The 12,001-nt window shown below is 62.4% G+C and carries 9 protein-coding genes; 3 read left to right on the top strand and 6 right to left on the bottom strand.

Translation table 11 applies throughout. From position 1 onward, the window contains the following. Nucleotides 1–7 precede the first annotated feature (7 nt). A complete protein-coding gene (locus tag M2366_RS03735) occupies nucleotides 8–1,519 on the top strand; it encodes an amino acid adenylation domain-containing protein (RefSeq protein WP_404972781.1) in 1,512 nt (503 codons plus the stop codon). An 84-nt stretch (nucleotides 1,520–1,603) separates the two neighbouring features. On the opposite strand, the gene M2366_RS03730 is transcribed toward M2366_RS03735, so the two are convergent. Then, on the bottom strand, nucleotides 1,604–2,548 hold the full coding sequence (locus tag M2366_RS03730) for an iron-siderophore ABC transporter substrate-binding protein (protein WP_224432353.1): 945 nt from the start codon (nucleotides 2,546–2,548) through the stop codon (nucleotides 1,604–1,606). A 205-nt stretch (nucleotides 2,549–2,753) separates the two neighbouring features. On the opposite strand from M2366_RS03730, the gene M2366_RS03725 reads away from it, so the two are divergent. After that, the gene (locus M2366_RS03725; RefSeq protein WP_404972778.1) at nucleotides 2,754–3,482 is read left to right on the top strand and encodes a 4'-phosphopantetheinyl transferase; all 729 of its coding nucleotides are present in this window, start codon (nucleotides 2,754–2,756) and stop codon (nucleotides 3,480–3,482) included. A gap of 66 nt (nucleotides 3,483–3,548) precedes the next feature. Here M2366_RS03725 and M2366_RS03720 read toward each other — a convergent pair whose 3' ends face one another. The 5 genes from M2366_RS03720 to M2366_RS03700 all read right to left on the bottom strand — a co-directional run bounded on the left by M2366_RS03720 (nucleotide 3,549) and on the right by M2366_RS03700 (nucleotide 9,786). After that, complete coding sequence (locus M2366_RS03720) at nucleotides 3,549–4,370, bottom strand: amonabactin ABC transporter ATP-binding protein (protein ID WP_259268988.1); 822 nt, start codon at nucleotides 4,368–4,370, stop codon at nucleotides 3,549–3,551. A gap of 43 nt (nucleotides 4,371–4,413) precedes the next feature. Then, nucleotides 4,414–5,481, bottom strand: coding sequence for an amonabactin ABC transporter permease subunit 1 (locus M2366_RS03715; RefSeq protein ID WP_259268987.1), 1,068 nt, complete (start codon nucleotides 5,479–5,481; stop codon nucleotides 4,414–4,416). Between the two features lie 8 nt (nucleotides 5,482–5,489). Continuing rightward, nucleotides 5,490–6,506, bottom strand: a complete 1,017-nt coding sequence (locus M2366_RS03710) for an amonabactin ABC transporter permease subunit 2 (RefSeq protein WP_259236481.1) — start codon at nucleotides 6,504–6,506, stop codon at nucleotides 5,490–5,492. Between the two features lie 74 nt (nucleotides 6,507–6,580). Next, complete coding sequence (locus M2366_RS03705; protein WP_259236480.1) at nucleotides 6,581–8,560, bottom strand: siderophore amonabactin TonB-dependent receptor; 1,980 nt, start codon at nucleotides 8,558–8,560, stop codon at nucleotides 6,581–6,583. A gap of 56 nt (nucleotides 8,561–8,616) precedes the next feature. Further along, complete coding sequence (locus M2366_RS03700) at nucleotides 8,617–9,786, bottom strand: MFS transporter (protein ID WP_259268986.1); 1,170 nt, start codon at nucleotides 9,784–9,786, stop codon at nucleotides 8,617–8,619. 672 nt (nucleotides 9,787–10,458) lie between these two features. On the opposite strand from M2366_RS03700, the gene M2366_RS03695 reads away from it, so the two are divergent. Further along, complete coding sequence (locus M2366_RS03695) at nucleotides 10,459–11,994, top strand: arylsulfatase (protein ID WP_259268985.1); 1,536 nt, start codon at nucleotides 10,459–10,461, stop codon at nucleotides 11,992–11,994. Nucleotides 11,995–12,001: the final 7 nt, after the last annotated feature.

The following is a 12,001-nucleotide window of genomic DNA, read 5'->3' as shown; positions in this document are numbered from 1 at the left end:
GCAGGCATTGCTGGCAGCCAGCAAGGCGGGGACAACCCCGCCACATGCCGAGGTGGTTGGGCAGGGGCTGAGTGCCCGCTTGACGAGCATGCTCAATGGCACACCACTGGCTCCGGCCATCGCCATGGATGGAGTCTGGCAAGACTATGGGGCGCTGAGTGGCCGGGTCGACCAGATTGCCGCCAGCCTGCAGGGGCTGGCGGTGGGGGAGCGGGTAGGTCTCTATCTGGATCGCACGCCGGATCTGGTGGCCAGCCTGCTCGCCTGTTTGCGGCTCGGCCTCACCTTCGTGCCCCTGGAGCCGGATTTCCCGGGGGAGCGGTTGCAGGGCATCGCCCGGCAGGCCCGGCTCTCGGCGGTGATCTGCAACCATGGCGAAGGGGTGCCCGACTTTGGTTGCCCGCAGCGCCCGCTGTCGCGGCTGGCACCCGGCGACGAGAACGCGGCCATGTACTGGCCTCGGGTGGATGACAGTCAAGCGGCCTACATGATGTTCACCTCGGGTTCGACCGGTGAACCCAAGGGGGTGGTGATCAGTCGGCGTGCGCTGCTCTGCTTCCTCGACGGGATCCGCGAGCGGCTCGGGTTGACCCCGGCTTGTCACTGGCTCTTCATCACCACCCCGGCCTTCGACATCTCCCTGCTGGAGATGCTGGGGCCGCTCTGGAGCGGGGGTCGGCTGACGGTGGCGGGCAACCGGCACAACAAGGATCCCCTGGGGATGATGGCGTTGCTGGCGGCGGACAGGTCGATCAACTGGCTGCAGGCCACCCCGGCTTGCTGGCGCATGCTGCTCAAAGCGGGCTGGCAGGGGAGTGACAGCCTCATCGCCCTGTGCGGCGGCGAGGCGCTGGATCCGGGGCTGGCCGAGCAGCTGTGCAGCCGCACCCAGCGGCTGTGGAACTGTTATGGCCCGACCGAGGCCACCGTCTGGTCTCTGGTGAGCGAGGTGCGCTGGCCCCCGATCGACGGGCAGATCACCATCAGTCACAGCCTGCCCGGCTATCGCCACTGGGTGCTGGACGAGACGGGGCAGCCGGTGGCAGAGGGGGAGTGCGGCGAGCTCTGCATCGAGAGTCCGGCCCTGTGCGAGGGTTACTGGCGCAAACCCGCCCTCACCGCGGCGGCCTTCCTGCGGCTCGATAATCATCGCCTCTATCGCACCGGGGATAGGGTGCGGCGGCTGGGGGCGGATAGCTTCCGCTATCTGGGGCGGCGGGACGATCAGATAAAACTGCGCGGTTTTCGCATCGAACTCGGCGAGGTTGAGGCGGGCCTGCGCCGTCAAGCCGGGGTGCAGGAGGCGGCGGTGCGGCTGCTTGGCGAAGGGGACGAGGCCATGCTGGTGGGCTATGTGGAGGCCAAAGCCGGGGTGACCCTCAATCGCCTGGCCCTGCGCAAGGGGCTACAGGCCAGCCTGCCGCACTATATGGTGCCGGCGCGTATTATTTTGCTCGACGCCCTGCCCAAGACCGGTAGCGGCAAGCTCGACAGAAAGGCGCTGCCCTTGCCGGAGTGAGGCGACGAGGAAGACTCAAGAAGCCGATAAACAAGAAGCCCGCAGCGATGCGGGCTTCTCTTTTTGACGGGGGGACGGGCAGGATCAGCGGGTGACGGGGAGCGCATCCGGTTTGCTCATCAGCTGCTCGACATCGTCGATCACCTTGAGGGCGGCCTGGGGACCACCGGTGGAGGTCCAGAGCGACCCGTCCACGGCGCCGAAACGCTTGGCCTTGATGGCACCCAGCTGCTGGAAGGCCGGGGTCTGCTCGGCCTGCTGCATGGCATCCACCGCATCGCCGCTGGCACTCAGGGTGCCGATCACCAGCCAGTCACCGTCCAGCAGATTGAGGGACTCCAGGCTCAGGGCCGGGGAGTGGGGGCTCTTGTCGCCTATCTGGTGCGGCGGGCGGGCCAGACCCATCTCCATCACCACGCTGCTGGCGAAGGTGCCGCCGTGCATGTAGCTCGGTCCCTTCGGATTCCAGCGCACTATGCTGAGGCGCTCGCCCTGATGCTGGGCAAGCGTGGTGCGGGCCTGTTGCAGACGGGCCTCATACTGGGCGAGGAAGGCTTTGCCTTCGGCTTCTTTATTGAGCACCAGGGCGCTGCGGCTGAACACCTCTTTCCAGGGCTGACCCCAGTTGCCGGTGACCACTGTGGGGGCGATTTCCTTGAGCAGGCTCAGCAGCTCGGGCTTGGTCTGATTGGTCAGGATGAGATCCGGCTCCAGATCGATCAAGCGCTCCAGATTGGGATTGTCCAGATCCCCGACCACGGCGATATCTTTGCCCGCCTTGCCTTGCAGGTAGCGGGGCAGGGTAGCCTGGCCGCGGCCGTTGACGGTGCCGACCGGTTGCACGCCCAGGGTCAGGGCGGTGTCGAGATCGAGCTCACTCAGCACCACCACCCGCTTGGGGTGAGCGGGCACGCTCAGGGTGTTGCCATCGGCATCGGTCACTTGACGGGTGTCAGTCTGGGCCTGGGCCTGACAGCCGATCACACTGGCCAGTACCAGCGCGGCTACCAAGGGGGAGGGGATCGTCATGGTTACATCCTTAATGGGTGAAATCGGCGCCACCGTTTGCGGGCACTATTTGATTACCGGAACGCGTTGCCTGAATGAGCCGTCTGCTATCGGCCCCAAATGGGCGGGACTATGCTACCACAAGTCAATTGAGAAGCGTTGTCATTTGTATTTGTGCCATGACGGCGCTTTGCTACCATGGGCTCCCCATTGCGAGATTGTGCTGATGCTACCTTCCCTTACCCCCGCTACGGAGTTCATCCACCACACCGACCTGCTGACAGTGGCGGGGATGGACGAGCTGCCGATCCACCGGGTCTGTTTCGATGCCGCCGCCTTCAGCCCGGCCTGCTTCGCGGCGCACGGCATCCTGTTGCCCGCGACCCTGCAGGGGGCGGTGAGCAAGCGTCAGGGAGAGTTTCTGGCGGGTCGGCTGGCGGCGCGCCATGCCCTGAGCCCCTACGGCCTGGGGGACCAGGTGGTGACCATAGGCGCGGCCCGCGAGCCGCGCTGGCCAGCAGGCATGGAGGGCAGCATCAGCCACAGCCAGCTGCTGGGGGAGGGGATGGCGCTCTGTGCGGTGCGCCCCGGCCACGCCGGGCTCGGGCTGGATCTGGAGGCCTGGCTGGGGGCGGGGCAGGCGGAGCAGCTCTGGCCCGGCATCGTCGATGAGGAGGAGTGGGCGAGGCTGGCAGAGAGCGCCACCGCTGCCGATCTGAGCGTGGCCCAGGGGCTGACCCTGGTGTTCTCCGCCAAGGAGAGCCTGTTCAAGGCGCTCCATCCCAGGGTGGGGCGCTATTTCGATTTTCTCGATGCCAGCTGGTCGGCCATGGAGGCCCAAACTCTGACTTTGAACCTGAAGACGGCGCTTGCCCCGGACTTGCCCGCGGGCTGGCACTGCACCCTGCATTGGCAGCGGCTGCCCGGGGGTCTGCTTACCCTGCTGGCACTTTGACGGATGATGAGAGCAAGACATAAGGGATGAGACAGTAAAAAACCGCCGGATGGGCGGTTTTTTCATTCAGGCCTGCTGTCTGGCCGCAGGGTTATCCGTTTGCGCAGCCGCCTCGGTGCGCCGACGGGGCACTATGACGGGGGCGCCGTCGCCGGGGGCGTGCAGGATATCGACGTCGGTCTGGTAGAGGCGGTCGATGAGCGCCTTGGTCACCACCTCCCGGGCCGGCCCCATGGCCTGAACGCCGCCGTCTCCCAGGGCGATCAGCTCGTCGCAGTAACGGGCGGCGGTGGCGAGATCGTGAATGACGATGAGCACCGTCTTGCCCTCGGCGGTGATCTGGTGGATGGCCTCCATCACCTCGGTCTGGTGGCCGATATCCAGCGCGCTGGTGGGTTCGTCCAGCAAGATGATGTCCGCATCCTGGGCCAGCACCATGGCGAGCCAGACCCGCTGCGCCTGACCGCCGGAGAGGGAACTGGCACTCTGCTGCCAGATGGTATCGAGCTGCATCTGCTCCCGGGCCCAGCGCACCATGCGCGCATCCTCCTCGCTCCACTGATTGAACCAGCCCTGATGGGGGTGGCGACCATATTGCACCAGCTGCTCGACCCGGATACCGGCGGGCATCAGCGGCCGCTGGGGCAGGTAGGCCAGCTCCCGGGCCAGGGCCTTCATGCCATAGCTCCCTAGGGGCTTGCCTTTGAGCAGGATCTCCCCGCTCTGGGGCTGCTCCTGGCCCGCCAGCAGCTTGAGCAGGGTGGACTTGCCACCGCCGTTGGGGCCGACGATGCCCACCAGTTTGCCCCTGGGAATGGTGAAGGAGACGTCGTTGAAGACCGTCTTGTGCTGATAGCCGAAATGCAGGTTATGGGTGGTGAGCGTCATCAGGCGGCCCTCGGTCTGTCTTGGAAATGGATGAGTGTCATGATCAGTCCGCCCGTTGTCTGTCTTTGATCAGAATGAACAGCAGCAGCATGCCGCCAAGAATACGGGTCATGATGCCGGTGGCGACCTCATGGGGGCTGGCCAGCACCCGCACCAGGGTATCGCTCGCCAGCAGCAGCAGGGCGCCGGACAGCGCTGCTATCCAGAGCGGCACTGTGCGATCCCGGCTGAGCCAGGAGGCGAGGATGGGGGCGGCCATGGCGATGAACACCACCGGGCCGCCGATGGCGGTGCCGAGCGCCGCCACCATGATGGCCTGGGCCAGCACCCCGAGCTGCACCCGGTTCACATTCACCCCGAGGGTCTGGGCGGTGACGGATCCTAGGCGCAACACGCCGAGGGCGCGGGAGAGGTAGATGATCCAGGGGCAGATCAGCAGGATCAGTATTCCCACCGGTACGACAGTGCCATAGCCCTGGCCGACGAAGTTGCCCATGTTCCACAGATAGAGGCTGGTGAGGTGCACCAGGGATTGGGTGGACATGGCGAACTGGCCGATGGCGTTCATCAGCTCGGAGACGCCGATGCCGATCACCACGAACAGGTAACCCTGATCCCCCGGCTTGTTGCACAGGGCATAGAGCACGGCCGCGGCGAACAGGGCGCCGAGCGGCGCGGCCCACCAGGGCCAGCTGCCCAGGGTCAGGTAGAGGGAGAAGATGATGATGGCCAGGGAGGCCCCCTCGTTGACCCCGATCATGTCCGGGGTGGCGAGGCGGTTGCGAATGAGGGTCTGTACCAGGCAGCCGGAGAGGCCCATGGCGGCGCCCGCCACCAGCACGGCGACGATGCGTGGCAACCGGATCTTGAACACCGTCACCTCGCTGAGCCGGCTCCCCTCGCCCAGCAGGGTCTGGATGACCCCCAACATGGTGATCTTGCCCGAGCCCAGGGTCAGCGCCAACAGGGAGAGCAGCACCAGCACCACCGCCAGGGCGAGGGTGATGAACCAGGCGCGGCGCTCAAGCAGCAGGGTACGGCTGCCCATTCGCAGGCAGAAGGTGCCGCTTGGCAGGGCGGGCGAGGGAGTCTTGTTGATTGTATGCGTCATGAGATGCCCTATTTCACGGCCAACAGGGAGCGGAAACCGCCGCTGCGCACCACCAGGATGAGCACGGGGGCGCCGATCAGCGCCAGGATCACCCCGTTCGGCAGCTCGAACGGCTGCAGCAGCCAGCGCGCCAGTATGTCGGCACCGAGCAGGAACAGCACCCCAAACAGGGCGGAGAAGCGCACCTGGATGGCGAGGCGTACCGGCTCCACCAGACGGGCGCAATAGGCGGCGAGGAAGCCGACGAAACCGATGGGACCGGCGATGGCGATGGCGCAGGCGGTGAACAGGGTGGCGGCCAAGAGCACGCCGATGCGCACCCGGGTCGGCCGGATGCCGAGCGCCTGGGCCTGGTTGTCCCCCATCTGCATCAGGGTGAGCTGGCGGCACAGGGCCAGGGTCAGCAGCAGGCCAGCCAGGGCGAAGGGCAGCACGGTCAGTACCGCATCCTGACTGGAGGCGGCCAGGGATCCTAAGTTCCAGAAACGGAACTGCTCAAGCACCACCTTGTTGGAGAGCAGCAGGAAGTTGGAGAGGCCGCCGAAGGTGGCGGAGAGGGCGACCCCCACCAGGATGAGTTTGAGCGGGTTGGATTTACCCACCATCAGGCCGAGGCCCAGTACGATGACATTACCGAGCAGGGCGCCCATGCCGGACCAGAGCAGATAACCGTAGGCGGATTCGACCCCGAAGTAGGTGAGGCCGATGACCAGGGCGAACACGGCGCCGGCGTTGACGCCGAGCAGGCCGGGTTCGGCCAGGGGATTGCGGGTGGCACTTTGCAGCATGGAGGCGGCCAGCGCGAGACAGACACCCACCACCAGGGCCGCCAGGGTGCGGGGCAGGCGCAGGGTATTGACTATCATGGCGAGTTTTTCATCGGCGACGAGGAGAGGATCGCCCAACAGGAAACCGGCGACCTCGCGGCCACCATAGACACCGGCGCCCGTGGCCAGTGACAGAGAAATCAGCAGGAAGAGGAGCAGCACTCCGAGCCAGAACAGCTTCGCTTGGTACCTGAGCACTCAAAGACTCCTTTAAATCGAGACGATAGAAACGCAAAAAGGGAGCCCGCTTGGGCTCCCGCATACAGGGGTTATTACAGCTTGTACTCTACGCCGGCGTAGACGGAGCGACCTTCCAGGATGAAGTCTGCGTCGGTGGCGACTTCGTCTCGCTGGGTGTTGGTGAGATTGGTGATGCCGAGCTTGAAGTCCAGGGCCTGGGTCACTGTCCAGTTGGTGTTGACGTCCAGGGTCTGGTAGCTCTCGGACTTGAACGCCTGGGCGTTGCGCGCCGGCACCTTGATGATCTGGCTGCCCACATATTGCCAGGCCAGGTTGGCGCTGACGACGTCGGACGCTTGCCAATCCAGGCTGAGGTTGCCGGTGTGATCCGGGGTCTTGGCCAGATCGTCGCCGGTGCTGCGATCGACGGAGTCAAGCAGGGTCCAGTTCGCACCCAGCTGCACATTGTCCAGCACATCGACCCAACCGGTCAGTTCCAGACCCTTGATGCGGGCCTTCTTGACGTTGAGGTAGGTCATCACGGTCGGACGGTAGCCAGGGCCCCACTGATCGCTCTGGATCAAGTCTTCGATTTCGTTGTGGAAACCGGTCACACCGGCGCCGAAACGATCGGCCTCGTAGGCGGTACCGAACTCATAGCTGACCGCGGTTTCCGGCTTCAGATCCGGGTTGCCGATCACCTGGCAGGCGCCACGGCAGGCGGTGGTGGAGAAGCCTTCGCTGGACTGGGCCAGGGTCGGGGCTTTGAACGCCTTGCCGATACCGCCCTTGAGCACCCACTCGTCGGTCAGGGTGTAGAGGGCATAGGCACGGGGGCTGAACTCATTGCCATAGGTCTCGTGGTGATCGAGGCGACCGGAGAGGGTCAGGGCCAGATCGCCGAAGCTGAACTCGTCTTGCAGATAGACGGCGCTCTGGCTGGCGCTGACGCTGCCAGTGGTGATGTTGCGGCTGTGCTCGAGCTCGGTATCGCGGAATTCGGCGCCCGAGGTGAGCAGGTGATCCCCAAGGTAGCCACTGACCTGACCGTCGACGGTGTTGTTGGTCTGGGTGACATCGGCGGCGCCGCCATTGAGCTGGGAGTCATCCATCAGATCGGTCTGCTCGAAGTAGTAGCGGACCCGGCTGTCGAAATGTTGCCAACGGCCATTGTGGGTCAGCCCCAGGCTCAGGCGATCGAGCTCCTGCACGTTGTGCGGGGTGGCCGGCGCCGTCGGGGCGCGCGGCACGTTGTTGAAGTAGCTGTCCATGTCGTTCTGGTTGTAGCCCAGATCGAAATCGATGTCCTGGTTGTCGCTGACCAGCCACTTCAGGCTGGAGAGCACGTTGACCACTTCACGCTTTTCCAGGGCATCGGCATCCGGGTTGTTGCTCTGCTCGCTCTTCCAGTTGTCACGCTGATACCCCTCGACCACCACGCTGCCCAGCAGTTTGTTGTCGATCAGGGCACCAGAGACAAAGGCGCTGCCCTGGTTGGCATCGCCACCCTCACCCTTGGTGGGCATGGTGTGGGTGTAGGCCACGGCTGCCTCGGTTTTTTCCTTGGCCTGGCGCAGGATCACGTTGACCACGCCGCCCAGTGCATCGGCACCGTACAGGGAGGAGACGGGGCCACGGATCACCTCGATGCGCTCGATGGCCGCCATGGGGATGGAGCTCAGGTCGAAGTCGTTGCCATAGGCGCTGCCCAGGGTTTCGCGGGCATTGACGCGCTTGCCGTTGATCAGCAGCAGGGTGTAGTCACCGCCCATGCCACGGATCTTGATCTCGTTACGGCCGGTGGGGTTGGTGGCGATGATGTTGACACCCGGCACATGCTTGAGCGCATCGCCAATGTTATTGACGTTCATCTTGTCCAGATCGGCGCGGCTCACCACGGACACGCTGGCCGGTGCGGTGAACTCGGTGTGCTTGGTCTGGGTCGCAGTGACGACTATGGTCTCGTTGGCTTTGGTTGGCTCAGTCTGAGCCAGGGCTGGCATCGCCAGCAGGCCGAGGGAGATCAGGCTGGTTTGCAACGGGTTCAAGGGAAAGCCGGGGGTGAACTGCATGTCAAAACTCCATTTAAACGTATTTATTGTTGAGGAAAAACAGCTTGTTAGGCTCACTAACTTCCCTGTCTGACCTGCTTGTCAGACCTATTATTGTTATGTGAATTCTTCAGTGCCCTGAGCAGCAATACCACACCCAGGCAAGCCAGCAGGGTGCAGGCGATATTGAGCCAGGCGAGGGTGTCGAAGCCCAGCAGACGGGCCTGTTCATCCGATTGCAGATAGCGGGCCGATCCCAGGCTGGCGAGCCCGGCGGCAATATTGGTGACCGTCCCCTGGAATGACATGAAGGCGGCGCGCTGCTGGGGGGCGGGGATGGCCGCCGTGATGGCCAGGGTGGTGCTGGAGCGGGCCGAGCTCAGCGCCATAAACAGGGTGAATAACAGATAGATGGGCAGCCCCAAGGGCTGGGCGAAGCCAACGAAGGTGACCAGCGCGAGCAGCAGACTGGTGATCAGGATGGCACCCTGAGCGCGGCCGCCATCAATCCAGACACCGCACAGGCGCATGGTTGCCATGCTGGCCAGGCCACCGCACAGGTAGAGGGCGGCTATCTGTTCCCGGGGGAAAGCCAGGTTGAACTGGAAGTAGTTGGCAAAGTGCGGAATGAGCAGAAAGTGGCCGGCCATCTGCAGGGCAAGCACGGTGAGGGCTCCCTGGCAGAGGGGGGATGTTGCCAGACGCCAGATGCCAAGCAGACTCGGCTCCTGCTTGACCGGCAGGGAGGGCAGCAGCAGATAGGCGGCCAACACCAGCAGCAGCCCGGCGCCGCCGAGCAACAGGAAGGGACTCTGCCAGCCGAACCATTGAGAGAGCGTCAGGGAGAGAGGCACTATCAATATGGCGGCGAGGGAAAAAGCCATGCCGACATAGGCCAGCTTGCGGCCCCGTTCGGCCGGGGGTACCAGATCCAGCACGGCCGCCATCAAGATGGCCGAGAGCGGGCCGGCGACACAGCCGGAGAGAATGAAGAGGATCAGCAGTTGCTGGCTCTCTTGTACCAGAGAGCAGGCCATCAGCAGCAGGAAGCGCAGGGTGAGCAGCAGCAGCAGAGCAGGGCGTCGATTGAAGCGATCCAGCCAGGGGGCGGCGAGGAGTCCCACCAGGGCCGCCCCCAGGGTCGCGCCACCACTGAAATAACCGGTCAGCTCGGGTGCCATGCCCAGATAAAGCACCAGATCCGCTCCAAGCGGCATCACCATCATCATGCTACCCATAGATAACATATTGATTAATAGTGCTAAATGTATGACCGACGAGGGGTAGGCACTGTGGAGCTTAGGGATCACAAGAGTCTTCTCGAGCAAAGGAGCCCGAATTCTATCCGAGGATTTTTTTCATGACAACAAATGATAATTGTTTTTATTTGTATTAGTTAATCTCGATCACATCCTTAAAGCCGCGTTAAACGGACTCTTGCTCGATAAACCTGCTCCTGCCAACTGGATTGACCCGAGGTTTACCCCTGGCGGCGGTCTGAACCGCCCGGCGCCCCCTAACCTCCAGACGCTTCCCTCACGCTTTTGCGAGGCATATCACAAAGCTGGGGCCTCAGAAGTGACCTCTGGTTCAGGCCGTATCATGGTTGATGGTGGCTCATTTGTGACACAGTATGACAGTGCTGCCATCACAATGTCGTCATACGCTGCAAGCATAAAAATGAGTACCAGCGCCGAGCCGGGATCCAGCGATGCATCGAGTCTGCTGGAGTTAACCCTTTGTGTTAGTGCTCATTTTAATGTGGCACTTTCGTATGTCGGGTGGCTGAAACGGTGTGTTTTATAAACAAAGGCAACCATCCTAAGTTGCTTTGTCTATACACTGAGTCCGACCTTCTAAAAAATGGAGTCATGAGAATGCTGAACAGCCTACCATCCAAAAGGACCTTGATCGCCAGCATGTTGACGCTGGCCTTTGGTGCTACTTCTTCGGCACATGCTGCCGACGCGGCCAAAACCGCCCCAGAGCAAGACAAAGGAAAACCCAACATAGTGGTCATCTTCGGTGATGACATTGGTTATTGGAACCTGAGTACCTATAACCAGGGCATGATGGGTTACCAGACCCCCAATATCGACAGCATTGCTGCAGAGGGGGCCAAGTTCACCTCCTACTATGCGGAGCAGAGCTCGACGGCAGGCCGTTCCTCTTTCATTACCGGTCAGATGCCGTTTCGTACCGGGATGAGCAAGGTAGGGATGCCCGGGGCACCTCAGGGTCTGCAAAAAGAAGATCCCACCATAGCCGAAATGTTGAAAAATCTTGGCTATGCTACCGGCCAATTTGGCAAGAACCACCTGGGGGATCGCGATGAATTCTTGCCGACCGCCCATGGTTTCGACGAGTTCATGGGCAACCTCTATCACCTGAATGCGGAAGAGGAGCCGGAGAACTCGGATTACCCGAAAGACCCCGCCTTCCGCAAGCAGTTTGGCCCGCGCGGCGTCATCAAGAGCAGTGCCGATGGCAATATTGAAGATACCGGCCCGCTTACCATCAAGCGCATGGGCACTGTCGATGAAGAGACCCTGGCCGCCAACAACGACTTTATGGAGCGTCAGGTCAAGGCCAAGAAGCCATTCTTCACCTGGTTCAACACCACCCGCATGCACAACAAGACTCACCTGAAAGATGGCAGCAAGGGTGAGACTGGCTTGGGTGATTACGCAGATGGCATGGTCGAGCACGACAAGATGGTTGGCGAGGTCCTGAAGAAGATCAAAGACCTCGGTATCGAAGACAACACCATCGTCGTCTACACCACGGATAACGGTCCCATGACGGCAACCTGGCCTGACGCCGGCATTACACCGTTCCGCGGCGAGAAGAACACCGGTTGGGAAGGGGGCTTCCGGGTGCCGGCCATGGCCAAATGGCCGGGGCACATCAAACCGGGCACCATGATCAACGATATCTTTGGCAGTAATGACTGGTTCCCGACCCTGGTGGCCGCAGCGGGCGAGCCTGACATCAAGGACAAGCTGCTCAAGGGTTACAAGACCGCCAAGATGACCTACAAGGTTCATCTGGATGGTTATAACCAGCTTGGCTATCTGCAAGGGAAGGAGCCGAGCCAACGTAAAGAGTTCTTCTACTGGAGTGATGACGGCGACCTGCTTGCCATGCGCTACGGTCGCTGGAAGGCCCACTTCATGATCCAGGAACACGCAGGCATGGATGTGTGGAAGTATCCCTTCACCAAGCTGCGTGTGCCCCTTATCTTCGATCTGGAAGTGGATCCGTTAGAGAAGGGCACTGATGGTATGGGCTACAACGCCTGGTTCTATGATCGCCTCTATCTGCTTGGCGGTGCGCAGAAATACGCAACAGACATGATCAAGAGCTTCGAGGCGTTCCCGCCACGGCAGAAGCCGGGCAGTTTCACCGTCTCTGATGTCAGTGCGCTGATTGAGAATGGCTCCAAGAACAACTGATAGATGT

This window comes from Aeromonas sp. BIGb0405 (assembly GCF_024807335.1).
Lineage (GTDB): Bacteria > Pseudomonadota > Gammaproteobacteria > Enterobacterales > Aeromonadaceae > Aeromonas > Aeromonas rivuli.
The sequence above is the reverse complement of the archived record's forward strand: the minus strand, read 5'-3'. Positions and strand labels throughout refer to the sequence as shown.

Coding starts and splice junctions, on each gene's coding strand:
- M2366_RS03730 (WP_224432353.1), bottom strand. CDS start 2,548: ATGACGATCCCCTCCCCCTTGGTAGCCGCGCTGGTACTGGCCAGTGTG.
- M2366_RS03725 (WP_404972778.1), top strand. CDS start 2,754: ATGCTACCTTCCCTTACCCCCGCTACGGAGTTCATCCACCACACCGAC.
- M2366_RS03720 (WP_259268988.1), bottom strand. CDS start 4,370: ATGACGCTCACCACCCATAACCTGCATTTCGGCTATCAGCACAAGACG.
- M2366_RS03715 (WP_259268987.1), bottom strand. CDS start 5,481: ATGACGCATACAATCAACAAGACTCCCTCGCCCGCCCTGCCAAGCGGC.
- M2366_RS03705 (WP_259236480.1), bottom strand. CDS start 8,560: ATGCAGTTCACCCCCGGCTTTCCCTTGAACCCGTTGCAAACCAGCCTG.
- M2366_RS03700 (WP_259268986.1), bottom strand. CDS start 9,786: ATGTTATCTATGGGTAGCATGATGATGGTGATGCCGCTTGGAGCGGAT.
- M2366_RS03695 (WP_259268985.1), top strand. CDS start 10,459: ATGTTGACGCTGGCCTTTGGTGCTACTTCTTCGGCACATGCTGCCGAC.